Raw genomic sequence first — 23,880 nt, forward strand, 5'->3', positions numbered from 1 at the left:
CAGTTGTGAAACATTTTAGGACATTCTGCGTATAAACTGGTAATTCATTTTTTAAGGGGGATACATATGGAAACGAATTTAGAAACTGAAAAAGTAAAGAATCCGTCATTGCTCGGATTGATTACCCGGCCCGGTAAACAGTTCGAGAGAATGAGAGAAAAGCCGGCTTTCTGGTTTCCGCTTGTCATTGTTTTAATCTTGTCGGTTGCGGGAGCGTATATGCTCAGCGAAAAAACGGCGTTGTCTACCGATTTGTCGGAAATGCCGGATGCTGAAGCATTTCAAGCTGCTATGAAGGGAATCGGCATCATCGGCGGGATCTTCGGCTTTGTGATTGCCTTGCTGATCAGCGCTTTAATTTATTGGCTGATTGTCAAAATCGGAAGAGGAACAACCAATTTTGTTCACATGTTTTCGCTGTCTGTTTTTACATATTTTATTGCGGCTATCGGACAATTCATAGGCGGACTAGTGATCTATTATTCAAATATCGATCCCACGATCGTCGTCACGTCTTTAAACGGCATCATCCCGGCAGACGAGCCGCTCAAATCGGTATTGGGTGTATTTGATATTTTCACGATCTGGTCGCTCTCATTGGTTGCCCTGGGTCTCCAAAAGGTTGGGGGCATCTCCAAAAAAGCGGCTTGGACCGGTGTGATCATTTTATTTGTGATCTCCATTCTGCTCGCTTTAATAGGCGGTATGGCGATCAATTTCTTCGATTCATTTGAAGGAGCAATGTAAATGAAAAAAATATGGATCGGCATCGTCATTGTTGGGGCTGCTGCGCTTTTTATCGGACTCAACCTCTACCGCTCGGTTCAAACGAGCGGAGGGGCTGAAGAAGCGGTTCAAACCGTGAAATTGGAAGAAAAAGAGATTTCTTCTGAAGTCATGGTTCCGGGGACCCTTCAGTTTGCAAACGAACAATACGAATATTTTGAACCTGAAAAAGGAGAAATTGCCGACATCAAAGTAAAAGAAGGCGATAAGGTGAAAAAAGGAGATGTGCTTTTCACCTATACAAATGAAGAAATTCGCCTGGAAAAGGAGCAAAACGCTTTATCCATTCAATCGAAGGATCTCCAGCTTGAACAGGTTAAGCGAAAAATCAGCAGCCTAAAAAGCAAGGAAGACGAGCTGAAGGCTGAGCTCGGAGCGGAAAAAGCCAAGAGGCAAATTGATGAAGAACGGTCACAGCTTGAAATGGAAGAAAAATCGCTCCAGCTTGAACTGAAACAAGCCGACTTGCAAAAGGAAACGCTCGAGAAGAAATCGGCAGCGCTGCAAGTGAAAAGCGGCATTGACGGGACGGTTATTACCGTTGACAAACAAGCCGCTGCAAAGCAATCGGATATTCAAAAGCCGGTTATACATATAGGTAACGAGGACAAGCTTGTCGTTAAAGGCGTGCTCTCAGAGTATGACACATTGAAAGTGAAAAAGGGACAGAACGTGACCATCACGTCGGATGTCATCCAAAATAAAGAGTGGCGTGGAAGGGTATCACAAGTCGGATTGGTTCCCAAAGAAGAGGCGTCTGCAGGTGCTGCGGGAACAAAGGAGCAAGCTGTTCAATATCCGTTTGAAGTCAAAATAAAAGGGGAGCGTCCTAAAGCAAAGTCCGGCTTTAACATGATTCTCAAAATCCAGACGGACAAAAGAATCGTTCAGGCTCTTCCTGAAGATGCCGTCAAGCAGGATGGTGATCAATCATACGTGTTTGCCGTAAGAGACGGCAAGGCAAAACGGATCAATGTCAAAACCGGTGAGAAAGCAGACGGCCTCGTTGAAATTACCGGCGGTCTGACAAACAAGGACCCGGTTATCGCAAACCCGGCCGAGGATATGAAAAGCGGAACGGAAGTGAAGCTTCAATGATTGAGCTTTCCAAAGTGAAAAAAAGCTACCAAATCGGAGGAGAAACCATTGATGTTCTCAGGGAGATCGATATGAAAATCGAGCCGGGAGAATATCTGTCCATCATGGGGCCGTCCGGTTCGGGAAAATCGACGATCATGAACATTATCGGCTGCCTTGACCGCCCGACATCGGGTATTTACAGGCTGGACGGCGAGGATATTTCATCATACGGCGAAAGGGAGCTTGCCGGTGTCAGAAACCGTTTAATCGGTTTTGTTTTTCAGCAGTTTCAGCTTCTGCCGCGCTTGAATGCCATAAAAAATGTGGAGCTTCCGATGATTTACGGCGGCGTTCCAAGAAAGGAGCGGCGGGAGCGGGCTGAACGGGCGCTCGAAAAAGTCGGGCTCAAGGACAGAATGCGCCATATGCCGAACGAGCTTTCCGGCGGGCAAAAACAGCGTGTAGCCATCGCTAGAGCGATCGTCAATGAACCTAAACTGATATTGGCTGATGAACCGACCGGAGCGCTCGATACGAAAACAAGCCGGGACATCATGGAGCAATTCACCGAATTGAATGAGGAAGGAACGACGGTGGTGCTCGTCACACACGAACCTGAAATTGCGGACTATACAAGCCGGACCATCATGGTGAGGGACGGTGTGATCGTCTCGCCGGAAACAGAGCGGAGGGGGACGGTGCAATGAATCTCATCGAAAACTTGAGAATGGCTTTAAGTTCCATCCTTTCCCATAAACTGCGATCGATTTTAACAATGCTTGGAATCATTATTGGTGTAGGCTCCGTTATTGTCGTTGTTGCAGCGGGGCAAGGAGGAGAGCAGATGCTCAAGCAGACGATCAGCGGACCCGGCAACACGGTCGAAATCTATTATCAGCCCAGCAATGAAGAATTAACCGCCAATCCGAACGCCTACTTAGACGCCGGCTTCACCGAAGAAGACATCAGAAGCTTAAAGTCACTCGAAGGCGTGAAACATGTCGTTGCGAAAACAACCGAGTCCATGAATGCCCGCTTCCGGGATGAAAATACGGATGCCGCTGTAAACGGCATTAATGACGGATATATCAGCATCAATTCGATGGAAATCGAAAAGGGAAGAGAATTTTCAGAAGAGGATTACCTTGCTGGAAGCAGGGTCGCCATTATTTCGCCGAAGCTTGCGGAAGAACTGTTTTCTCAGCAGTCGCCTCTCGGCCGTGTCGTATGGATAAATAGCCAGCCTGTTGAAATCATCGGCGTATTGAAAGAAGAAACCGGGCTGCTTGCATTGGGGATGAATGAGATGTATGTTCCATTTTCAATGTTAAAATCGTCCTTCGGCATCAGCGACTATGACTCTGTCTCCGTTCAAGCTGAGTCTGCCGACGATCTGCAGGCCGTCGGGAAGCGGGCTGCAGCGGCCGTCAACAAGAATCACGGCACTTCGGACTCGTACGAAGTGATGAACATGGAGGCCATAGCGGCCGGAATCAGCCAGATTACAACAATTATGACGATGTTCATCGGTTCAATTGCAGGCATTTCTTTACTCGTTGGGGGGATCGGCGTCATGAATATTATGCTGGTGTCGGTCACTGAACGGACGAGGGAAATCGGGATTCGAAAATCGCTTGGTGCAACAAGAGGCCAGATTCTGATGCAATTTTTAATAGAATCGTCTTTAATTACACTGATCGGCGGGGTGTTTGGCATCGGCCTTGGATACGGCGGTGCAGCCCTCGTATCGTTTTTTGCCGGGTGGCCGCCGCTCGTTTCCTGGCAGGTGGTCCTCGGAGGCGTCCTGTTCAGCATGGCGATCGGGATTATCTTTGGACTCATCCCGGCCAATAAAGCGGCCCGCCTTCATCCGATTGATGCATTGAGGTATGAGTAAGATGGTTGAGAAACTTGAAGCAGTTGCAGGAAAAACCCAAATGCACGAATGGTCCATGCCAGTACGTCAGACTATCGACAATATTGAAACCGCCTGAGCAGGCGGTTTTTTTATGGAAAAGCAAATTTGATCAGGCATATGGTGTATGGATGTTCCGGTTAAACATGCCTATATAAAGGGATGCTTGGTGCTTGGTGGCTACATTCCGGCCGAGAAGCCTCTATTAAATCTACTTGGAATATGCATCAGCAGCCGGAGAACGATGGATCGGCATTTCAATTATATTTATATCCATGTTGCGGCCTGTCTTACTATATCAATTTATAGAAAATATTCAGTAATCGGAAACAGGATACAGATTTGCTGTAAAACCTCATGCGGTGAGCATGGGGTTTTATCCTGTGACCTGAATGATGTTTGAAGGAATAGATAATAATAATGTCACATATTTTTGCGGATTTTTATAGTTTATACAGTTTACAAACGGTACATATCACGTTAATATTTTAAAATGTGAAAGATTTTGATGGTTATTGAATGAATTTGAAAGATTTTTGTTGAGTTATGTCGAAAAAGCGTTTACAATGAAATTGTAAGCTTAATGAAGGCGTTTCCAAAAGGGGTGATAATGTGTTGACTCCCGAACGGCATCAGCTGATTATTGACGAGATTGAAAAGCATGATGTCGTGAAAATCCAGTACTTAATGAATTTAACGAACGCATCTGAGTCAACGATCAGAAGAGATTTGTCGACGCTGGAAGCCCGCGGATATTTAAAGCGTGTTCATGGAGGGGCATCAAGGCTTTCCGATATTCGTACGGAGCCTGACATGCTAGAGAAATCATCCAAAAACCTTCATGAAAAGCGAAAAATCGCTCAAGAAGCGGCCTCACTTCTTGAAGAAGGCGATTGTATTTACCTTGATGCCGGAACGACCACATTGCAAATGATCGATTTTATCAATCCAGAGATGGATATTATCGTGGTTACAAATGGAGTCATGCACATTGAGGCACTAGGTAAAAAAGGCATTACTTTTTATTTATTAGGCGGGTATGTGAAGTATAAAACCGGAGCGATCGTAGGCGGTTCGGCTTTATCAGCCATCAGCCAATACCGGTTTGACAAAAGCTTCATCGGCGTCAACGGCATTCATAAGGAAGCGGGGTTCACGACTCCGGATCCTGAAGAAGCGCTTTTGAAAACAAAAGCTGTCAACCAGGCGAAAAAAGCATTTATTTTAGCTGACGTTTCCAAGTTTGGGGAAATTTCATTTTCTGCCTTTGCCGGTTTAGACGAAGCAACTATCATTACAGCAGGATCTGCAAAACATTCATTTGATAACTATCAAGAAAAAACTGTCGTAAAGGTAGTGAAAACATGATATACACTGTAACTCTCAACCCATCGGTCGACTATATTGTTCACGTTGAAGAATTTTCTGTAGGCGGGCTGAATCGTTCAGTCTATGACACGAAATATCCCGGAGGCAAAGGAATCAATGTCTCACGCGTACTGAACAGACACCATGTACCTTCAAAAGTTCTCGGTTTTATCGGCGGTTTTACCGGGGGATATATCAAATCATTTCTCGAAGAAGAGAAGCTTGAAACGGCTTTTCATGAGGTGAATGGCGACACGCGCATCAATGTCAAATTGAAGACCGGGGATGAGACGGAAATCAACGGGCAGGGGCCGGTCATCAGCGAAGAAGATTTCGCGGCCTTTTTAGACCAGTTTTCAGCGATGAAAGAAGGGGACATTGTTGTACTGGCGGGCAGCATTCCTTCATCATTGCCGCAGGACACATATGAAAAGATTGCGGAAAAATGCAAAGAGCAAAATGTCCGGGTTGTCGTTGATATTTCGGGTGAGGCCCTTTTAAAAGCAGCAGAAATGAAGCCGCTTTTAATGAAACCGAACCATCACGAGCTCGGAGAAATGTTTGGAACAACTATCACCTCGGCCGAAGAAGCGGTGCCTTACGGAAAGAAACTCGTTGAACGCGGGGCTGAAAACGCGATCGTTTCCATGGCTGGAGAAGGCGCACTTTTATGTACAAAAGACGGTGTCTACCATGCCAACGTACCTAAAGGAAAGCTCGTAAACTCAGTCGGTGCGGGGGATTCAGTGGTTGCAGGCTTTCTCGCAGGCATTGAAAAACAGCTTGGCATCAAAGAAGCTTTTCGCTTAGGAGTCGCTTCAGGAAGCGCAACTGCCTTTTCAGAGGAGCTGGGAACGGAAGAGCTCGTTCACAAGCTGCTTCCGGAAGTTCAAGTCAAAGCGATATAAAGGAGGAAAGGTTATGAAAATAACTGAGCTACTAACAAAGCATACGATCAAGTTAAACCTTGAGAGCAGCCAGAAAGAAAACGTTATCGAAGAACTCGTCAGCGTTTTGGATCAGGCTGGCAAGTTGAATGATAAAGAAGGCTACAAAGAAGCTGTGATCAACCGCGAGAAACAAAGCTCTACCGGTATCGGCGAAGGCATCGCCATCCCGCATGCGAAAACGGCAAGCGTCAAAGAGCCTGCGATCGCGTTCGGCCGTTCAAAAGGCGGCGTCGATTATGAATCCCTTGACGGCCAGCCAAGCCATCTCGTTTTCATGATCGCCGCTACAGACGGTGCAAATAACACTCACCTCGAAGCATTGTCAAGACTGTCGACTTTGCTTATGAGGGAGGAGATTCGCAAACAGCTGCTTGAAGCTTCATCTGAAGACGAAATCATCGACATCATCAATCAGCATGATAAAGATGATGATGAAGAAGAAGAGCAGGCCGAAGAGGCTCCTGCACCATCAGCAAAAGGAAAAATCCTTGCGGTTACAGCATGCCCGACAGGGATCGCCCACACGTTCATGGCTGCGGATGCTTTGAAAGAAAAAGCGAAAGAGCTTGGGGTTGATATCAAAGTTGAAACGAACGGTTCAAGCGGTATTAAAAATGGTCTGACGGCCCAGGAAATCGAAGATGCCGTTGCGATCATTGTCGCCGCCGACAAGCAGGTTGAAATGGAACGCTTTCAAGGCAAGCATGTCATTGAAGTACCTGTAACAGCAGGTATCAGACGTCCGCAAGAGCTGATTGAGCAGGCGCTGAAACAAGACGCGCCTATCTATCAGGGTAAAGGCGGCGGTGCAACCGCTTCTGAAAACGGAGCTGCCAAAGGAAAAGGCGGCGGTTTCTACAAACACTTGATGAGCGGTGTCAGCAACATGCTGCCGTTCGTCGTCGGGGGCGGGATCTTAGTTGCGATTTCGTTCTTCTGGGGAATTAACGCGACCAAGCCGGGAGATCCGACTTATAATGAGTTCGCTGCTGTATTAAATAATATTGGCGGAACGAATGCACTTGGATTAATTGTCGCTGTATTGGCCGGATTTATCGCGATGAGCATTGCAGATCGTCCGGGATTTGCGCCTGGTATGGTCGGCGGTTTCATGGCGACACAAGCTGGCGCAGGTTTCTTAGGCGGCCTGATTGCCGGTTTCTTAGCTGGTTATATTGTTGTCCTGTTGAAAAAAGTGTTCGCTGGTCTGCCGCAAGTGCTTGACGGTTTAAAACCTGTGCTGCTCTACCCGCTGTTTGGAATATTCTTGACCGGAATCATTATGCAATATGTTGTCAATACGCCTGTCAAGTACATTATGGACGGCATGACACATTGGCTTGAAGGTCTTGGAACAGGAAACCTTGTCGTAATGGGTATTGTTTTAGGCGGTATGATGGCGATTGATATGGGCGGTCCGATCAACAAAGCGGCCTTTACATTCGGTATCGCAATGATTGAAGCTGGAAACTTTGGACCTCACGCAGCCATCATGGCAGGCGGTATGGTGCCTCCGCTTGGAATTGCCCTTGCAACGACTTTCTTTAAAAATAAATTCTCAAAACGGGATCGCGAAGCCGGAATTACCAACTACGTGATGGGCTTGTCATTTATTACTGAAGGTGCGATTCCTTTTGCGGCAGCAGATCCGGCACGCGTCATTCCTGCTTGTATCATCGGGTCAGCAGTTGCCGGCGGTCTGTCTCAATTTTTCCATGTCACACTGCAAGCGCCGCATGGCGGAATATTCGTTCTCTTCTTTACGACGAATCATGCGCTGCTGTATCTCCTCAGCATCTTGATCGGTGCGGTTGTGACAGCTTTGATTCTCGGCGTTTTGAAAAAGCCGGTTCCAACTGAAAAATAAGTGCTGAAAGTGCCACAGTAATCCCTCTCGTGGCACTTTCTTTTTTACTGTTTTTGCCGGAAGTGAGCGCGGGGATTATGTATTCAGCGGGAACTTGTGATAAAGTATAGGAAAGCTTTTATTTTGGCATGTATGCTGTGACAGACTGTTTTTAGGAGGAAGCGTTTTGACTGAAGAAAAATCCACCAATAAGAAAAACTCTCTCTTTGAATGGGTAAAAGCCATTATTATTGCAGTCGTTCTGGCGTTATTGATCAGGGCATTTTTATTCGAACCGTATTTAGTGGAAGGTACGTCGATGGACCCGACGCTGCACGACGGAGAGCGGCTGTTCGTCTATAAAACGGTTAGATACGTAGGCGAATTTAAGCGGGGAGATATCGTCATTATCGACGGCGACGAAAAGAATGTCCATTATGTAAAGCGCTTGATCGGCCTGCCGGGAGATACCGTGCAAATGAAAGATGACACGCTGTACATAAACGGGAAGAAGGTGTCGGAGCCGTATCTTTCGGAAAACAGAAAAGAGGCGGAAGCAGTCGGCGTCAAGCTGACGGGCGACTTTGGCCCTGTGAAGGTTCCCGAAGGCAAGTATTTCGTGATGGGAGACAATCGCCAGAGGTCAATGGACAGCCGGAACGGCCTCGGACTGATTGATAAAAAACGAGTGGCCGGAACTTCGCAATTTGTGTTTTTCCCGTTTAACGAAATCCGAAAAACAGACTGAAAAATGCCTGATGTCCATTTGGACAATCAGGCATTTTTGCTTGATTTATGCGGATAATGATGCCAGCACTGCGATAAACAGTACGGTAACGAACACAGAGGCCATAATCAGAAGAACGCTGTACAAGATTCTGATTTCCGCGGCTTCTTTTCCCCGTTTTGACAGCATTCGTTTCGCCGCGATATGAACGAACACGTAAATCATGGCAATCCCGATGTAAAGCCCCAGATCCCGTGCTGTAAAGCCGGTTATGGCAAGATAGACCCCTGCAAAAAAAATAAACATGCAGTATTCCGTCAAAGTGATAAGCTTCATGGTTTCCTCCGTCTAACGATCCGAGTTTTCTTCAAATATCACCTTTTTATAATATATCTTTTGGAGCCATCCCACAAGGAGGCCGAAGCCGATCAGCAGACAGGAAAATATAAAAAAGTCAGCGGTCCACATATCAAACCCTTTGAAAAGCCCGATAGACATCGTAGAAATCACCATGGCCACTGACGCGAAAAGCGCTTGGCGCGGCCTCGAATTAATCCATCTGATGATATCAGGGTCATCTTTCAATTTCATTATTCCTTCCCCCATTCTTCATTAATTGTAACATATTGTCACAAAGAAAGTGGAAATAAGCGTTTTTTTGATATATTTTTCTTTCAAACTTTATCGTAAAAAAGCAAAGCATTTCTCTTGCGGAATTTTCGTGTTATACTCATTTTAATGAAGTATAGATGGAGGATATTAAATGATAGCTGTTCAAAATGTCAGCTTGCGGTTTGCAGACCGGAAGCTGTTTGAAGATGTAAATATTAAGTTTGCGCCCGGAAACTGCTACGGATTGATCGGAGCAAACGGCGCCGGAAAGTCCACTTTTTTAAAAATATTGTCTGGCGAAATTGAGCCTCAGACAGGCGAAGTCCATATGAGTCCTGGCGAACGTCTTGCCGTCCTGAAGCAGAACCACTTTGAGTATGAAGAGCATGAAGTGTTGAAAGTCGTGATCATGGGACATAGACGACTTTATGAAGTCATGCAGGAAAAAGACGCGATTTACATGAAACCTGATTTTTCAGATGAAGACGGAATCCGCGCCGCGGAGCTTGAAGGCGAATTCGCCGAGCTGAACGGCTGGGAAGCCGAAGGGGAAGCCGCGATCTTATTAAAAGGACTCGGCATTCCTGAAGAACTTCATACGAAGAAAATGGCAGATTTGGGCGGCTCTGAAAAGGTGAAGGTCCTTCTTGCACAGGCCCTGTTCGGAAAACCCGACGTCCTTCTTCTCGATGAGCCGACCAACCACTTGGATATTCAGGCGATCCAATGGCTAGAAGAGTTTTTAATCAATTTTGAGAATACGGTTATCGTCGTATCGCATGACCGCCACTTTTTAAATAAAGTATGTACGCATATTGCCGACCTGGATTTTAACAAGATTCAAATTTATGTCGGAAACTATGATTTCTGGTATGAATCAAGCCAGCTTGCGCTTAAAATGGCTCAGGAAGCCAATAAGAAAAAAGAGGAGCAGATCAAACAGCTCCAAGAGTTCGTCGCCAGATTCAGCGCCAACGCCTCAAAATCGAAGCAGGCGACATCGAGAAAAAAACTGCTTGAAAAAATTACGCTTGACGATATTAAGCCTTCATCTCGCAAGTATCCGTATGTACATTTCGCACCTGAACGCGAAATTGGAAACGATGTGCTTGTTGTCAAAGACCTGTCGAAAACGATCGACGGCGTCAAGGTGCTTGACTCTGTCAGCTTTATGATGAATAAAGAGGATAAAATCGCCTTTACAGGCCGGAACGAGCTAGCCGCTACAACGCTCTTTAAAATCCTTGCCGGGGAAATGGAGCCTGACAGCGGATCGTTTAAATGGGGCGTCACTACATCCCAAGCGTTTTTCCCGAAAGACAACAGCGAGTATTTTGAAAACAGCGATTTAAACCTTGTCGACTGGCTCCGCCAATTTTCGCCGCATGACCAAAGTGAAAGCTTCCTGCGCGGATTTTTAGGCCGGATGCTGTTCTCCGGAGAAGAAGTGCTGAAAAAAGCAAGCGTTTTGTCAGGGGGAGAAAAAGTCCGCTGCATGCTGTCGAAAATGATGCTGTCCGGCGCCAATGTGCTGATGCTTGATGAGCCGACAAACCATTTGGACCTCGAGTCCATTACAGCGCTGAATAACGGTTTAATCAGCTTTAAAGGCGCCATGCTGTTTACATCTCATGACCATCAGTTTGTCCAAACAATCGCCAACCGGATCATCGAGATCACGCCAAACGGAATCGTCGATAAACAAATGAGCTACGACGAGTTTTTGGAAGACAAAACGGTTCAGGACAAGCTTGCTGAACTTTACGCGTAATGATAGAAAACCCGCCTTAAAAAGCGGGTTTTTTTTATAAAAAGGAGATGGTTGCTGTGTCATGCCGAAAGGCTCTTGAGCAATATATTCAAGCAACAAACACACATGAGTTTGAGAATGTCAAAGCCCTCCTTGACCCCGGCGCTGTGTACTGGTTTTCGGATCAAACGTGCTCGGGCTTTGAGGAGATTCAGCGTTATTTTGAAAACGCCTGGAAGCAAATCGAAAATGAAGTATACAGCGCCGGTCATGTCAGCTGGATCACGGAAACGGACGAACAGGCCGTCTGTCTTTATACATACGAATGGAAAGGGTTATATAGGGGCGAACCGGTTCAAGGGGCAGGCCGTGCGACAAACGTATTTGTAAAGGACGAGTCAGGACGCTGGAAACTGAAGCATGAACATTTAAGCAGTTTGCCCAAGCGATGAGGCGGCGGAGCATGGACCTGATTTTCAGCTGTTACAGCCGCCATGCATGTACAGGGAAGTTTAGGATTGCGGGCGGCATGCGGACACGATATAAAAGGACCTCAGAAGTTTTCTGAGGTCTTTTTTTGCGGAAGGCTTTATATCGCCCAGTTGCCGTTTCTGAATATCGGCTCTCTTTTTCCGTCAGCAGTGATTCCGTCTATATTCATTTCTCCTGAACCGATCATAAAGTCAACATGTGTGATGCTTTCGTTTAATCCTTCTTTCGCCAGCTCCTCGCGCGACATCTGTTTTCCGCCTTCGATGTTGAATGCGTATGCACTGCCGATCGCGAGGTGGTTTGAGGCATTTTCATCAAACAGTGTGTTGTAAAACAGAATATTGGACTTGGAAATCGGCGAATCGTGGGCAACAAGCGCAATTTCGCCTAAGTAGTGTGAACCCTCATCCGTTTCGATCAGCTCTTTTAAAATTTCTTCGCCTTGTTCAGCTTTGACATCCGTAATCCGTCCGTTTTTAAATGTCAGTGTAAAGCCGTCGATTAAATTGCCGCCGTAGCTTAACGGCTTCGTGCTTGAAACGGTGCCGTTCACCCCGTCTTTTTTCGGAGCAGTGAATACTTCCTCTGTCGGCATATTGGCCATGAACTCGACGCCGTTTTCGTTTGTGCTTCCGGCGCCGACCCACAGATGCTTCTCGGGAAGCTCGATCGTCAAATCTGTTCCCTTTGCTTGGTAATGAAGGGCGTGATAATGCTTGTCGTTTAAGACGCTTACTTTATCGCGCAAGGTTTGATCGTGATCTTTCCACGCTTGAACGGGATCTTCACGGTCGACGCGGGTCGTTTTGAAAATCTCATTCCATAGCTTTTGCACGGCTGTCTCTTCATCTGCCTCAGGGAATACTTTTTTCGCCCAGGCCGGCGAAGGCGCTGCGACGACAGTCCAGCTGACTTTATCCGATTGAATCATTTGCCTGTATGTATGCATCGCTTTTCCGGCGGCTTTCTGCTGTGCGGAGATTTTTTTGGAATCGATGCCTTTCAAAAGATCAGGACTTGAAGAGACAATGGAAATAAAAGCAGCGCCTTCTTTGGCGAGCGTCTCAAGCCCCTTTGCTTCCCATTCAGGGAACTCTTCAAAGGCTTCCGCAGGAGCCAGCTCGTATTTCAGCCTTGTGACCTCATCATCCTGCCAGCGGACCGTCACGTTTTTCGCCCCTCTTTGATAGGCGCTTTTGACGAGGAGCCGTGCAAAATCGCGTACTTCTGTTGACGCGTTGATGACGACTTGCTGTCCTTTTTGAACGTTTACGCCGACTTCGGCCACAAGCTTTGCATATTTGCTCAGTTTATCAGTAAACGAATTCATTGGCAAAACCTCCTTTATTGTCCATAACATCATATCAAATATTTGATTGAAAAGAAAAAAAGAAGCAGCCCGGTTCAGGCTGCTTCTTTTTTAACGGTTGATTTTGGCCGTTTGGCCGGGGGGCGAGCTTGGCATGTTTGCAAGGGAGATGCTCATCCCCCCGAGAATAATACCGCTTAAAATAACGGTGATGGCCAGGCGTCTTCCCATATCTCTAAGCATGGTCTTCCTCCTTATCGTTTCTCCATTCCTCACGATATGAAAGAAGCCGGGAAAAAAGACGCGAAAACAAAAATTATTTAGCCGCTTTTTGCAATTTATCGATCACTTCGAGAGAACGACCCGTTCCGATAGCGACAGATTCAAGCGGATTTGCAGCAACATGCACGGGCACAACGATTTCCTGTGACAGCCATTCTTTGATGCCGTTCAAAAGCGCGCCTCCTCCGGTCAAAATCACGCCCCGGTCGACAATGTCTCCGCTCAGCTCCGGAGGACAGTCTTCTAGCGTCGCTCTGATGGCTTCGATAATATGCAGGAGCGATTCGCGCATCGCCTTCTGAATTTCTTTCGATTCCAGGGTAATCGTTTTCGGCAGGCCTGTAACAAGGTCGCGTCCTCTGACTTCCATCGTTTTCGTCTCATGGTCAATCAATGCGTAGCCGATCTCAATTTTGACTTCTTCGGCCGTCCGTTCACCAATCAGCAGGTTGTATTTTTTTCTGACGAATGACACGATGTCTTCATCAAGCTGATCACCGCCGATCCGGATCGAGTGGCACGAGACAACGCCTCCGAATGAAATGATCGCCACTTCTGTCGTGCCGCCGCCGATATCGACGACAACGTTTGCGACAGGTTCATCGACAGGCAGATCTGCGCCGATGGCGGCGGCGACAGGCTCCTCTATCAAATGGACTTGTTTGGCTCCGCAGTTTTTGACAGCATCGCTGATTGCGCGCCTTTCAACAGCGGTTGAGCCGGACGGCGTGCAGACGACGACGCTCGGCTTTCTGAACGTAAAGCCGATGTTCTTTCCGGCTTTTTTCATAATCTGCTTCAAGAGGTCTGTCGTCATGTCATAATCGGCGATGACTCCGTCTTTCATCGGCCTGACCGCGACGATTTTTCCCGGCGTTTTTCCGATCATGTTTTTGGCTTCTGTGCCGACCGCCAATACGCTCTTTGTTTCCGTGTCCACGGCGACGACGGAAGGCTCATTTAAAATGATTCCTTTGTTTTTGCTGTAAACCAATATGTTAGCTGTGCCTAGATCAATTCCGATCTCGGTTGTTTGAAACATGTTTTCACCCAATCTCTATTTAAAATTTTTCCGAAAAACGAAATTTTCTTCGTGCTGAAAAAATGAATTTCATTTAAATTTTCTCAAATCATCGGCGATTTTTGGGGGTTTGTGACGATTTTGAAACCAATCTGTAAAATGCTGTCCTCATATTTACATGATGAGAAAATTATTTCATTTTTATGACCGGATTTTTGTCGAAGAAACGCTTGATAAGGGAAACCTTTTTCAGTCTTCATTCGTCTATCGTTATGCTAAGACAATATCTTAGAAAAATAGAAACAATAGAGGAAGTAGGCGAAAGTTTTGAAAGCAATAGGAGTTGTGAGAAAAGTAGACGAACTCGGCAGGATCGTGATGCCGATTGAATTGAGAAGAGCTTTGGATATCTCGATCAAGGACAGCATCGAATTCTTTGTCGACCAAGATAAAATCGTCCTGAAAAAATATAAACCGCACGGTGTGTGTCTGATGACCGGTGAAATCACTTCTGAAAACCGCGAGTATGGAAACGGGAAAATTACGCTCAGTCCTGAAGGGGCCGAATTGCTTTTGGAAGAAATCAAAGCTGCCTTAAACGGAGTGAAAGCATAACATTCGACGCCCTTCATCAGAAGGGCTTTTTCTTGCGCCGGGAGCAGATAAAACCGCCGTCACTGAAAAATTCAGCCATAGAGACGATAAATACTTCGAACAATCCTCTCAAATGTGGTGTAAAGAATGTTACAATTGACTGAGAAATACAAGTGGCAGGTGGGGGTATGAAAAGATATCAAGGACGAATCATTGCAACCGTGCTGGCAATGACTTTTATCATGTTTTGGAATTTTTTATTCTATGGGGTGTTGGGAAATAAAATCAATTGGACGGTTGATCTGCTGTTTACGCTGGTGACATTAATCAGCGTTTGGTGGCTCACACTTTATATCGATGAGTCAAATCAGCTTGTCTATAAATTGAAGGAAAGCGAAAAGAAATATAAAGAGCTTTCCTCAGAAACCAACCGCATAATGGATAATCTTCAGGAAATCGTCTTTCAAACGGACCGGATAGGATACATTACATTTCTGAATCAGGCGTGGACAACCCTGACCGGATACAGTGTCGAAGAGAGCCTTGGAACGATGTACAACGATTATTTTGACCATGAAGAACGGATCTCGAATCACCTGATCGCCCAGTTGAAGAACAAGGAGCCCGAAGGCAGGATCGAGGTGCTCTACCATCGCAAAGACGGGAGCAAGTTCTGGGGCGAAGTTCACTATAAACTTTATTATAAAAACGGTCAATTTACGGGCAGCTTGGGGACGCTGACTGATGTGACAGAACGGAAAAAAGCGGAGATGGAACTGTTTAAGTCGAATCAGCGGCTGGCCATGCAGTCTCAAAAGCTGGCGATGGCCGGGCAGCTCGCAGCGGGGATCGCTCACGAAGTCAGGAACCCGCTGACATCTGTAAACGGATTTTTGCAGCTGATGAAAGCGGAATATCCTGACCGGAAAGATTACTTTGACATTATTTTCTCAGAGATTAAACGAATCGATTCTGTGCTCGGAGAACTGCTTGTGCTGGCCAAACCGCACCAGGTTCAATTTAAAAAGATCAAAATCAATTCGGTTCTTCAGCAAGTGGCAACGCTTCTTGAGACGAACGCCGTGCTTTCCCACATTAAGATCGAAAAAGCGTTTCAGCACGGGGAGGAGTGGGAAATAAACGGTGATGAAAATCAAATCAAACAGGTATTCATCAATTTAATTAAAAACGGGATAGAAGCGATGCCTGACGGCGGTAAAATTACGATTTCCTCAAAGGCAGAAGGAGACTATGTGAAAATCAGCATCAAAGACGAAGGCGGCGGCATTTCCCAAGCCGACTTGGCAAAGCTCGGGGAGCCTTTCTTCTCAACGAAAGAAGAAGGGACAGGTCTTGGGCTCACAATTTGCCTGAATATCATCGGCGCCCACAACGGAGAAATGAAAATCGACAGCAAATTGGGCGAGGGAAGCACATTCCACATTTTGCTTCCGGTCGATAAAGGTGCGGCGTCCGAAGAGAACGACATTCAGCAAGGATGCTGCAGCCGCGCAACTATAAAATAAAAGAGGAAAAATTCCACTTCATATGATAGAATTTGTTCAAGATTGACCCATGGAGGAATTACCGATGAAAAAAGAATTTGCAGTAATTGGACTCGGCCGGTTCGGCGGCAGCATTTGCAAAGCATTGAGTGAAGAAGGGCTTGAAGTAATGGCGATCGACAGAGATGAAGATCGCGTAAACGAATACGCCAAAATTGCAACACATGCTGTGATAGGAGACACTACAGACGAATCTGTGCTGAAAAACCTTGGACTGCGCAATTTTGACCATGTCATTGTAGCGATCGGGGAGAACATTCAAGCGAGCATTTTGACAACGCTGATCTTAAAAGAGCTTGGTGTGAAAATGATTACCGTAAAAGCTCAAAACGATTATCATGAAAAAGTATTATCCAAAATCGGAGCGGACCGGATCGTTCACCCGGAGCGTGAAATGGGAAAAAGGATCGCCCACAACATCGTCTCCAACAATGTGCTTGATTATCTGGAACTTTCTGATGAACACAGCCTTGTCGAAATCGCAGCGAACGGCAAACTGGCCGGAAATACACTGCTTGACCTTGATATCCGGGCCAGATACGGAATTAATATTGTTGCGATCAAGCGGGGAAAGGAAGTCATCGTATCTCCGCTTGCCACTGAAGAAATTCAGAAAGACGATATTTTAATCGTCATCGGCTCAAATCCTGACATTGAGAGATTTGAAAAAAAAGTCTTTCAACATTAAAATGCCACCGATTAACCGCGGGAACCCCACAGCCCGCGGTTTTTTTGATCTTTTCATTGACTGTTTCAAGCGATTCGGCTACGATATTGAACCATATACATATAAAAAAGAGAGGGGACATATACCTTTGGACAAAGAGATGTTCATTCGCCGGCTTGGCGCCGCCAGTCATCGCAAAAAAGCGGAAACTGTAATTAAAAACGGAAAAATCATGGATGTTTTTAATCAGGAATGGTTGGAGACGGACATTGCCATCACAGACGGGGCCATCGTCGGCTTGGGCGAATATGAGGGGGGAAATATCATTGACGCTGAGGGACAAATGATCGTTCCCGGCTTTATCGACGGTCATGTCCATATTGAGTCCTCGATGGTGACGCCGCCCGAATTCGCTAAAGCGGTGATTCCCCACGGTGTGACAACCGTTGTCACCGATCCCCACGAAATCGCGAATGTCTCAGGTGTGAAGGGTCTTGAGTTCATGTTGGAGCAGGCTGAGATGACCAGGCTGAACATTTATTTTATGCTCCCTTCTTGTGTGCCTGCGGCACCATTCGAAAAATCGGGTGCGATTTTGAACGCCGCGGATTTACATCCTTTTTACAGCCGCGAAGAGGTGCTCGGGCTTGCGGAAGTGATGGACTATGTGGCCGTTGAAGCTGGAGAGCCGGATATGGTGCAAAAGCTCATTGATGCCGATAAAGCGGGCAAGCGGATCGACGGGCATCTGGCCGGCTTGTCAGCCGGGTTTGTCAATGTCTACAGAGCGGCGGGCGTGCTTACAGACCATGAGGTCACAACACCTGAAGAGGCGCTTGAACGAGTGAGAAGAGGGATGTACGTCATGCTGAGAGAAGGTTCTGCGGCAAAGAATACGCGTCATGTTTTACCTGCGGTCAACGAGAAAAATGTGAGACGCTTCTTTTTCTGTACGGATGATAAGCATCTGGACGAACTGGTCGATGAAGGAAGCATTAACTACCAGGTCAAGCTTGCCATTCAAGAGGGGCTTGACCCGTTTCTCGCATATCAAATGGGCAGCCTGAATGCAGCGGAATGCTTCGGGTTAAAGACGAAGGGAGCGGTCGCCCCGGGTTATGACGCAGATCTTCTTTTCATCAGCGATTTTGAGAACGTGAGCATTACAAAGACGATGATTAACGGCGTGATCTGGAGCGGGACAGAGCAAAGCCAATCGACGGGCGGCAAAGCGGCATCCGGTCTGCTTCAATCTGTGCATCTGTCTGATTTACATGAGGATGATCTGCAAATTCCGATCGTTCAAGAGAATGAAATCAGGGTTATTGACATTATCCCCAATCAGCTCGAAACAAAGCTGTCCCTGGCCAAGCCGAAAAGCGGAGCTTTTTTTCAGCCGGATCTGGAAAGCGATCTGTTGAAAATTGCAGTGGTTGAGCGCCATCGCGGCGTTAAAGAAATCGGACTCGGCGTAGTCAGAGGCTTCGGTTTAAAAGAAGGCGCCATCGCGACAACCATTTCTCATGATTCCCACAATTTAATCGCTGTCGGTACAAATGATCAAGACATTTTAAAAGCGATTGAACGCCTCGGAGAAATCGGAGGAGGCCTCACCATTGCCAAAGGAGGGAAGGAGCTTCAATCCGTCGCACTGCCGATCGCCGGCCTCTTGTCGGACAAACCGCTTGAGACGGTCAACGAAAGCTTGAAATCTCTCCACGCGGCAATAACAGAGACAGGATTTTCAGGAGCGTTTAATCCTTTTCTGACGCTTTCTTTTTTAGCGCTTCCGGTCATTCCCGACATTAAAATGACAACGGAAGGATTGTTTGATGTTAAAGCGTTCAGGCATATCCCGGTTCAACCATAAAAAAACGGATGCACCCCGGTGCATCCGTTTTTTGCTGTATCCGCATCCGCGATTAGACTTCCATAATAATCGGAAGGATCATCGGCCGGCGTTTTGTTTTTTCATAGAGGAAAGGAGCAAGCGTGTCTGTAATCTCGTTCTTAATTTCAGACCACTGTGTCGTTTTGCGCTCCATCACTTTTTTAAGGTGTCCTGCAATCAGTTCCTGGGCATCATTGATTAAATCACCGGATTCTCTCATATAGACAAATCCTCTGGAAATTAAGTCAGGCCCTGCGGACACTTTGAATTCTTTCATGTTGATGCTGACAACGACAATGACGAGCCCTTCTTCGGAAAGAATCCGGCGGTCGCGAAGCACGATATTGCCGATGTCGCCGATGCCGCTTCCGTCAATATAAACATTGCCTGACGGGATTTTACCCGCAACTGAGGCTTCTTCGCTTGTCAAAGCAAGCACTTCCCCGTTGTCCATAATAAAGCAGTTTTCCTCAGGAATTCCGCAGTCTGTCGCCAGTTTGACATGCATTTTCTGCATTCTGTATTCACCGTGAATCGGCATGAAAAACTTTGGCTTGATGAGGCGGAGCATCAGTTTTTGCTCTTCCTGTCCGCCGTGTCCCGAGGTGTGAATGTTAGTCACAGCTCCGTGGATGACATCGGCACCCGCCCGGTAAAGCTGGTTAATCGTGCGGCTGACGCTGATCGTATTGCCCGGGATCGGAGATGATGAAAATACGACCGTATCCCCGGGATTGATGGAGATTTGCCGGTGTGTGCCGTTTGCAATTCGAGATAGAGCAGCCATCGGTTCGCCTTGGCTTCCGGTACAGAGAATCGTCACTTTCCCGGCAGGGAGCCTGTTGATTTCATTCGCTTCAACGAAAGTGTTTTTCGGACACTTAATATATCCGAGCGTTTGGCCGATTTCGATCGCCGACTCCATGCTTCGCCCAAATACGGCAACCTTCCGTCCGTTTGCAACAGCCGCTTCGATCACCTGCTGCAGGCGGTGGATGTTTGACGCAAAGGTTGCGAAGATGATCCGGCCTTCGACTTTTCGGAAAATATCATCAATGCTTTCTCCGACTTTGCGCTCTGACATCGTGAAATCAGGGATTTCACTGTTTGTGCTGTCTGACAGCAGGCAAAGCACGCCTTCTTTTCCGATTTCGGCCATCTTTGTCAAGTTGGCGGGTTCGCCCACCGGTGTAAAATCGAATTTAAAGTCTCCGGTATGTACGATGTTTCCTTGCGGTGTTTTTACGACAATCCCGTATGAGTCCGGAATGCTGTGGGTCGTCCTGAAAAAAGAAACCGACGTTTTTCTGAATTTGACGATATCGTCTTCTTCAATGATATGAAGCTTTGTTTGGCGAAGCAAACCGTGCTCTTCAAGCTTCTTCCTGAGAAGGCCGATGGCGAGCTGTCCGCCGTAAACCGGAATGTTCACCTGTTTGAGCAGGTACGGAATTCCGCCGATGTGGTCTTCGTGTCCGTGCGTAATAAAAAGACCTTTGATTTTTTCTTCGTTTTTGACTAAATAAGTGTAGTCAGGGATGACATAGTCGATTCCGAGAAGCTCGTCTTCCGGAAACTTAATCCCCGCATCGATGAGCACGATCTCGTCCTGGAACTGGACCCCGTACGTGTTTTTGCCGATTTCCCCAAGTCCTCCAAGGGCAAATACAGCCGTTTGGTCATTTTTAACAAATTTCATTCATTCATAACTCCAATACTTTAAAATTTTCGCTTTGCTTTTCATATTCTAAAAAAGCGCCTTCAACTTGCTGTATAAACTCAATATTGTAGTTGTATGGTTTTAATTTAGATCTGACTTCACGTTCAGATTGAGCTTCCACAAAAATTGAATCTGTTTTTTCACGAACAGGTACTTCGTCATTGCTTGCTTGATAAAATACCTTATAGATCATCCAAATCTCTCCTTAACTGCCGATTGTTAGACTCATCTTTCTATTATATTCGAAATTGGCTCATAAGAAAAGCGCCTGAGAAAAAAAGGACCCTTCCACACGAGTGAAGGTCCTTTTAGGCAATCGACTTTCTGCGCATCATGCCATTCAGCTGTTTTTTTAATTTTTTCCGCAGACGGCGAAGCATACGGGTTCCTCCTTTCTCTGACTTGTCTGAGTAACTTCCGTATCTCTTTAGTTCTATTATATGATGAATCCGTCTATTGTTACATGGATATTATTGGCATGTTGATTTAGTTTTGATTTTGGAGTGAAAAGGTTTTCTCGCGTACGCAGTTTTTGTATGATGGTACAGGAGAACCATCAATCATACTAGCTAAGGGAGAAGGATTCACTGCCATGGATAAAAAGCTGATTTTCTTTGATATTGACGGAACGATTTATGATCACGATAAACGCATTCCCGCCACCGCAAAACAGGCCGTCTCCGATTTGAAAGCGCACGGCCATCATGTTTTCATCGCGTCAGGCCGTGCGCCGTTTATGGTCAGGCCTGTTCTTGAAGAACTGGGCATCGATTCTTTTGTCTCTTATAACGGACAATATGTCGTTTTTGAAGGAGAGGTCATTTATAAAAATCCCATTGCCGAGCAGTCGTTAGAAGCGCTGCTTGCGCATTCGGACAGCTGCGGCCACCCCCTCGTCTTCATGGGGGAAGAGGGGATGCGCTCTACAACTGCCGCCCATCCGTTCGTCGATGAAGGGATCGGCAGCTTAAAAGTCAATCCGCCGGAAGAGGATCGTACCTACTTTAAGGGCAGGGACATTTTCCAGGTCCTCTTGTTCTGCACGCAAGACGAGGAAGAGCGGTACAGCCGGTTTAAAGAGTTTGATCTCGTCCGCTGGCACGAGCGCTCCACAGATGTGCTGCCTTCAGGCGGATCGAAAGCGGAAGGAATCAAAAAAGTCATTGAAAAACTTCCGTTCGACAGAGAGGATACTTATGCGTTCGGGGACGGTCTGAACGACCTGCAGATGATCGAATTTGCGGGAACCGGAGTAGCGATGGGCAACGCTGTGCCCGAGCTGAAAAAAATAGCCGACTTTATCACAAAGCCCGTCGATGAAGACGGCATTCAATACGCGGTGGAAGCGCTCGGACTTTTGAAATCATAAAAAACGGATCAGAAATGATCCGTTTTTTTTATGACTTTACCTGCCTACAGGCGTTGCATTTTCAGGTTGTTTCAGCGGGTTTTCTTTGTCGATGTGGTCGTAAAACATAATGCCGTTCAAATGATCGATCTCATGCTGGAATACGATCGCCGGATATCCTTTTAAGCGGATGTCGATGTTTTCGCCTTCAAGCGTCGTTCCTTTGACTCGGATCCGTTCATAGCGCGGAACATATCCGGGAATCGGCTCGTCGACGGACAGGCAGCCCTCGCCGCTTGTCAAATAGCATCTTTGAACAGAGTGGCTGACGATCTTCGGATTGAAAAGCGCATAGCTGTATAGTGTCCCGTCTTCGCTTTCGGCATGAACGGCGATCATTCGTTTATTGATATTAATTTGCGGAGCGGCTAGACCGACACCAGGACGAAGGTTGTACTTTTTAGCGATTTCGGGGTCCTGGCTGTTTTTGACAAACTCGATCATTTCGCTCAGCTGTTTGATTTCTTCTTCGCTTGCTGGCAATTGAACTTCTTCGGCGACGGTTCTCAAAGCAGGATGACCGTCGCGGACAATGTTTTCCATTGTGATCAACATCTTCACTCCCAACGATTCATTATGTAAAGTATAGCGGATCTTGCTCTTTCCGCGCAATCTCTGTGCATGATAAAATGACCAGCCTAAAGGAGGCTGGTCATGACGGATCCATCAGGGGCTAGCAGCCTAAATAAGCGGCCCCTACAATAATCAGCAAAATAAAGAGAACGACGATCAAAGCGAATGTGCGGCCGTAGCCGTATCCATAACCGCCGCCGTACCCGTATCCAGGGCAGCAATAACCGTACATATAAAGACCTCCTCCGTTATTTTACGCACAGCCTTTTCTTTTTAGTAGGCATGGCGTCTAATATAAACTATGTAAAAGTCCAAAGGTTGTATAGTCGAATGCCCAGCTTCAAGGAATTTTCCCTAAAGGTTTGGTCTAAAAGCGAAGGCGGTTGCATACCGATCTGATATCGGCTTGTCCATATCTTTAGACTTCTGTTGTCAAACAAGCGAATTCATTTTATAGTGGAATTTGTCGAGATTGGGGGAAGTTCATAGTGAAATTTTCAAATATGCGGGTGCCCGCAGGCATCGTCGTTTTTTGCACGGCTGCATTTGTATTAACAGGCTGTCTCTGGAAGGATCCTGTCGAGTCGTTTCACGGCTCGCTGGAGAAGATCGTGGAATTGGAAGAGCCTTTTAAACAAGAGCAGGGTTCACTTAAAAGTCTTGAAAAAGCCGAATCGAAGCTTTACGAGGAAATGATCAGGCTCAATATGGATGATTTTGACCGGATCGCTGCGCTCTCCGACAAAGCGCTGAAGACAGCCGGCAAACGCGAGAAGCACTTGAATTCTGAGAAAGAAAGCATAGATGAAGCAAAGCAGGAGTTTGAAGCAAATAAAGCGTCGGCAGAAAAAATCGATGATCAGAAGGTCAGGAAAAAGGCTGAGAACGCTGCATCTTATATGGAAAAGCGCTACAAAGCATACGACTCTCTTTATGGCGCCTATCAAAACGCAATCGGCCTTGACAAAGAGCTGTACAAGCTGCTCAAAAATAAAGGGCTTAAACTGGATGACCTTGAGGAGCAGCTGAAAAAAATCAATCAATCGTATGACAAAGTGCTGAAAGAAAGCAAGCATTTCAATGAGTATACAAAGGACTACAACAAAGCCAGAAAAGATTTTTACAAGGCTGCGGGGTTTGAGATGAAAGAGGGCTGAATTGTTCAGCCCTCTTTTTTTCGACAAAATCTGTATCGCTATTGTAATACAGATTGTTATCTATACTAGAACAGTTTGCAGCAGTCTTGACAACGCTGAAACAGAAATCCGATAAAGCGAATACATTTATTGAAATTCAGGAATGAAAACGATTGACGATCATGATC

General features: G+C 46.4%; 25 protein-coding genes. 16 read left to right on the plus strand and 9 right to left on the minus strand.

Going from position 1 to position 23,880, the window contains the following annotated elements:
- The first annotated feature begins 66 nt into the window (after nucleotides 1-66).
- The 8 genes from MKY62_RS08130 to lepB all read left to right on the plus strand — a co-directional run bounded on the left by MKY62_RS08130 (nucleotide 67) and on the right by lepB (nucleotide 8,693).
- Nucleotides 67-747 (plus strand): Yip1 family protein, encoded by a 681-nt coding sequence (locus tag MKY62_RS08130; protein WP_003181348.1) that lies wholly within the window; start codon nucleotides 67-69, stop codon nucleotides 745-747.
- Nucleotides 748-1,884 carry an efflux RND transporter periplasmic adaptor subunit gene (locus MKY62_RS08135; protein WP_003181350.1) on the plus strand — a complete coding sequence of 379 codons (1,137 nt, stop codon included), beginning with the start codon at nucleotides 748-750 and terminating at the stop codon, nucleotides 1,882-1,884.
- A complete protein-coding gene (locus MKY62_RS08140; RefSeq protein WP_003181352.1) occupies nucleotides 1,881-2,573 on the plus strand; it encodes an ABC transporter ATP-binding protein in 693 nt (230 codons plus the stop codon). Before MKY62_RS08135 ends, MKY62_RS08140 begins: the two co-directional genes overlap by 4 nt.
- Nucleotides 2,570-3,763 (plus strand): ABC transporter permease, encoded by a 1,194-nt coding sequence (locus MKY62_RS08145; protein ID WP_003181354.1) that lies wholly within the window; start codon nucleotides 2,570-2,572, stop codon nucleotides 3,761-3,763. Before MKY62_RS08140 ends, MKY62_RS08145 begins: the two co-directional genes overlap by 4 nt.
- Nucleotides 3,764-4,393: 630 nt before the next feature.
- Entirely contained in the window at nucleotides 4,394-5,149 is a 756-nt protein-coding gene (locus MKY62_RS08150) for a DeoR/GlpR family DNA-binding transcription regulator (protein ID WP_003181356.1), read from the plus strand.
- Nucleotides 5,146-6,057 (plus strand): 1-phosphofructokinase, encoded by a 912-nt coding sequence (gene pfkB, locus MKY62_RS08155; protein ID WP_003181358.1) that lies wholly within the window; start codon nucleotides 5,146-5,148, stop codon nucleotides 6,055-6,057. Before MKY62_RS08150 ends, pfkB begins: the two co-directional genes overlap by 4 nt.
- A 13-nt stretch (nucleotides 6,058-6,070) precedes the next feature.
- Nucleotides 6,071-7,966 (plus strand): PTS fructose transporter subunit IIABC, encoded by a 1,896-nt coding sequence (locus MKY62_RS08160; protein WP_003181361.1) that lies wholly within the window; start codon nucleotides 6,071-6,073, stop codon nucleotides 7,964-7,966.
- Nucleotides 7,967-8,132: 166 nt separating this feature from the next.
- Nucleotides 8,133-8,693, plus strand: a complete 561-nt coding sequence (gene lepB, locus MKY62_RS08165) for a signal peptidase I (RefSeq protein WP_003181363.1) — start codon at nucleotides 8,133-8,135, stop codon at nucleotides 8,691-8,693.
- Nucleotides 8,694-8,738: 45 nt separating this feature from the next.
- Here lepB and MKY62_RS08170 read toward each other — a convergent pair whose 3' ends face one another.
- Nucleotides 8,739-9,008, minus strand: coding sequence for a hypothetical protein (locus MKY62_RS08170; protein ID WP_003181365.1), 270 nt, complete (start codon nucleotides 9,006-9,008; stop codon nucleotides 8,739-8,741).
- Between the two features lie 12 nt (nucleotides 9,009-9,020).
- Entirely contained in the window at nucleotides 9,021-9,263 is a 243-nt protein-coding gene (locus tag MKY62_RS08175; protein WP_003181367.1) for a hypothetical protein, read from the minus strand.
- 172 nt (nucleotides 9,264-9,435) lie between these two features.
- On the opposite strand from MKY62_RS08175, the gene MKY62_RS08180 reads away from it, so the two are divergent.
- Together MKY62_RS08180 and MKY62_RS08185 are read left to right on the plus strand one after the other, a co-directional pair.
- A complete protein-coding gene (locus tag MKY62_RS08180; protein ID WP_003181369.1) occupies nucleotides 9,436-11,055 on the plus strand; it encodes an ATP-binding cassette domain-containing protein in 1,620 nt (539 codons plus the stop codon).
- A 56-nt stretch (nucleotides 11,056-11,111) separates the two neighbouring features.
- Nucleotides 11,112-11,486 (plus strand): nuclear transport factor 2 family protein, encoded by a 375-nt coding sequence (locus MKY62_RS08185; protein WP_003181373.1) that lies wholly within the window; start codon nucleotides 11,112-11,114, stop codon nucleotides 11,484-11,486.
- A gap of 137 nt (nucleotides 11,487-11,623) precedes the next feature.
- On the opposite strand, the gene MKY62_RS08190 is transcribed toward MKY62_RS08185, so the two are convergent.
- The 3 genes from MKY62_RS08190 to mreBH form a co-directional block, all read right to left on the minus strand.
- Complete coding sequence (locus MKY62_RS08190; RefSeq protein ID WP_003181374.1) at nucleotides 11,624-12,856, minus strand: aminopeptidase; 1,233 nt, start codon at nucleotides 12,854-12,856, stop codon at nucleotides 11,624-11,626.
- 90 nt (nucleotides 12,857-12,946) lie between these two features.
- On the minus strand, nucleotides 12,947-13,078 hold the full coding sequence (locus MKY62_RS08195; RefSeq protein ID WP_003181378.1) for a protein YkpC: 132 nt from the start codon (nucleotides 13,076-13,078) through the stop codon (nucleotides 12,947-12,949).
- A gap of 73 nt (nucleotides 13,079-13,151) precedes the next feature.
- Entirely contained in the window at nucleotides 13,152-14,159 is a 1,008-nt protein-coding gene (gene mreBH / locus MKY62_RS08200; protein ID WP_003181381.1) for a rod-share determining protein MreBH, read from the minus strand.
- A gap of 306 nt (nucleotides 14,160-14,465) precedes the next feature.
- Between mreBH and MKY62_RS08205 the strand changes: the two genes are divergently transcribed.
- The 4 genes from MKY62_RS08205 (at nucleotide 14,466) to ade (ending at nucleotide 18,834) form a co-directional block, all read left to right on the plus strand.
- Nucleotides 14,466-14,753, plus strand: coding sequence for an AbrB/MazE/SpoVT family DNA-binding domain-containing protein (locus tag MKY62_RS08205; protein ID WP_003181383.1), 288 nt, complete (start codon nucleotides 14,466-14,468; stop codon nucleotides 14,751-14,753).
- A 167-nt stretch (nucleotides 14,754-14,920) separates the two neighbouring features.
- A complete protein-coding gene (locus MKY62_RS08210; protein ID WP_003181386.1) occupies nucleotides 14,921-16,258 on the plus strand; it encodes an ATP-binding protein in 1,338 nt (445 codons plus the stop codon).
- Nucleotides 16,259-16,322: 64 nt separating this feature from the next.
- Nucleotides 16,323-16,985 (plus strand): TrkA family potassium uptake protein, encoded by a 663-nt coding sequence (locus MKY62_RS08215; RefSeq protein WP_003181388.1) that lies wholly within the window; start codon nucleotides 16,323-16,325, stop codon nucleotides 16,983-16,985.
- Nucleotides 16,986-17,112: 127 nt separating this feature from the next.
- The gene (gene ade, locus MKY62_RS08220) at nucleotides 17,113-18,834 is read left to right on the plus strand and encodes an adenine deaminase (protein ID WP_003181389.1); all 1,722 of its coding nucleotides are present in this window, start codon (nucleotides 17,113-17,115) and stop codon (nucleotides 18,832-18,834) included.
- A gap of 52 nt (nucleotides 18,835-18,886) precedes the next feature.
- On the opposite strand, the gene rnjA is transcribed toward ade, so the two are convergent.
- Together rnjA and MKY62_RS08230 are read right to left on the minus strand one after the other, a co-directional pair.
- On the minus strand, nucleotides 18,887-20,554 hold the full coding sequence (gene rnjA / locus MKY62_RS08225) for a ribonuclease J1 (protein ID WP_003181391.1): 1,668 nt from the start codon (nucleotides 20,552-20,554) through the stop codon (nucleotides 18,887-18,889).
- Nucleotides 20,555-20,558: 4 nt separating this feature from the next.
- Nucleotides 20,559-20,768, minus strand: a complete 210-nt coding sequence (locus MKY62_RS08230; protein WP_003181393.1) for a DNA-dependent RNA polymerase subunit epsilon — start codon at nucleotides 20,766-20,768, stop codon at nucleotides 20,559-20,561.
- Between the two features lie 399 nt (nucleotides 20,769-21,167).
- Between MKY62_RS08230 and MKY62_RS08235 the strand changes: the two genes are divergently transcribed.
- On the plus strand, nucleotides 21,168-21,944 hold the full coding sequence (locus MKY62_RS08235) for a Cof-type HAD-IIB family hydrolase (RefSeq protein WP_003181395.1): 777 nt from the start codon (nucleotides 21,168-21,170) through the stop codon (nucleotides 21,942-21,944).
- 36 nt (nucleotides 21,945-21,980) lie between these two features.
- Here the strand turns inward: MKY62_RS08235 and def are convergent, their stop codons facing one another.
- Both def and MKY62_RS08245 read right to left on the minus strand, forming a co-directional pair.
- Complete coding sequence (def, locus tag MKY62_RS08240; protein ID WP_011197950.1) at nucleotides 21,981-22,535, minus strand: peptide deformylase; 555 nt, start codon at nucleotides 22,533-22,535, stop codon at nucleotides 21,981-21,983.
- 121 nt (nucleotides 22,536-22,656) lie between these two features.
- A complete protein-coding gene (locus MKY62_RS08245) occupies nucleotides 22,657-22,788 on the minus strand; it encodes a YjcZ family sporulation protein (RefSeq protein WP_003181399.1) in 132 nt (43 codons plus the stop codon).
- A gap of 256 nt (nucleotides 22,789-23,044) precedes the next feature.
- Between MKY62_RS08245 and MKY62_RS08250 the strand changes: the two genes are divergently transcribed.
- A complete protein-coding gene (locus MKY62_RS08250) occupies nucleotides 23,045-23,713 on the plus strand; it encodes a YkyA family protein (protein ID WP_003181401.1) in 669 nt (222 codons plus the stop codon).
- Nucleotides 23,714-23,880 lie beyond the last annotated feature (167 nt).

Origin of the sequence: Bacillus sp. FSL R7-0646, from assembly GCF_037969865.1 — a bacterium.
Classification (GTDB): domain Bacteria; phylum Bacillota; class Bacilli; order Bacillales; family Bacillaceae; genus Bacillus; species Bacillus licheniformis.

What these genes read in the sequence shown, in the direction of transcription:
- MKY62_RS08140 (WP_003181352.1), top strand. Translation starts at nt 1,881, where the DNA reads ATGATTGAGCTTTCCAAAGTGAAAAAAAGCTACCAAATCGGAGGAGAA.
- pfkB (WP_003181358.1), top strand. Translation starts at nt 5,146, where the DNA reads ATGATATACACTGTAACTCTCAACCCATCGGTCGACTATATTGTTCAC.
- MKY62_RS08215 (WP_003181388.1), top strand. Translation starts at nt 16,323, where the DNA reads ATGAAAAAAGAATTTGCAGTAATTGGACTCGGCCGGTTCGGCGGCAGC.
- MKY62_RS08195 (WP_003181378.1), bottom strand. Translation starts at nt 13,078, where the DNA reads ATGCTTAGAGATATGGGAAGACGCCTGGCCATCACCGTTATTTTAAGC.
- MKY62_RS08230 (WP_003181393.1), bottom strand. Translation starts at nt 20,768, where the DNA reads ATGATCTATAAGGTATTTTATCAAGCAAGCAATGACGAAGTACCTGTT.
- MKY62_RS08170 (WP_003181365.1), bottom strand. Translation starts at nt 9,008, where the DNA reads ATGAAGCTTATCACTTTGACGGAATACTGCATGTTTATTTTTTTTGCA.
- MKY62_RS08130 (WP_003181348.1), top strand. Translation starts at nt 67, where the DNA reads ATGGAAACGAATTTAGAAACTGAAAAAGTAAAGAATCCGTCATTGCTC.
- MKY62_RS08190 (WP_003181374.1), bottom strand. Translation starts at nt 12,856, where the DNA reads ATGAATTCGTTTACTGATAAACTGAGCAAATATGCAAAGCTTGTGGCC.
- MKY62_RS08180 (WP_003181369.1), top strand. Translation starts at nt 9,436, where the DNA reads ATGATAGCTGTTCAAAATGTCAGCTTGCGGTTTGCAGACCGGAAGCTG.
- mreBH (WP_003181381.1), bottom strand. Translation starts at nt 14,159, where the DNA reads ATGTTTCAAACAACCGAGATCGGAATTGATCTAGGCACAGCTAACATA.
- rnjA (WP_003181391.1), bottom strand. Translation starts at nt 20,554, where the DNA reads ATGAAATTTGTTAAAAATGACCAAACGGCTGTATTTGCCCTTGGAGGA.
- MKY62_RS08210 (WP_003181386.1), top strand. Translation starts at nt 14,921, where the DNA reads ATGAAAAGATATCAAGGACGAATCATTGCAACCGTGCTGGCAATGACT.
- MKY62_RS08235 (WP_003181395.1), top strand. Translation starts at nt 21,168, where the DNA reads ATGGATAAAAAGCTGATTTTCTTTGATATTGACGGAACGATTTATGAT.
- MKY62_RS08145 (WP_003181354.1), top strand. Translation starts at nt 2,570, where the DNA reads ATGAATCTCATCGAAAACTTGAGAATGGCTTTAAGTTCCATCCTTTCC.
- MKY62_RS08160 (WP_003181361.1), top strand. Translation starts at nt 6,071, where the DNA reads ATGAAAATAACTGAGCTACTAACAAAGCATACGATCAAGTTAAACCTT.
- MKY62_RS08175 (WP_003181367.1), bottom strand. Translation starts at nt 9,263, where the DNA reads ATGAAATTGAAAGATGACCCTGATATCATCAGATGGATTAATTCGAGG.
- MKY62_RS08245 (WP_003181399.1), bottom strand. Translation starts at nt 22,788, where the DNA reads ATGTACGGTTATTGCTGCCCTGGATACGGGTACGGCGGCGGTTATGGA.
- MKY62_RS08135 (WP_003181350.1), top strand. Translation starts at nt 748, where the DNA reads ATGAAAAAAATATGGATCGGCATCGTCATTGTTGGGGCTGCTGCGCTT.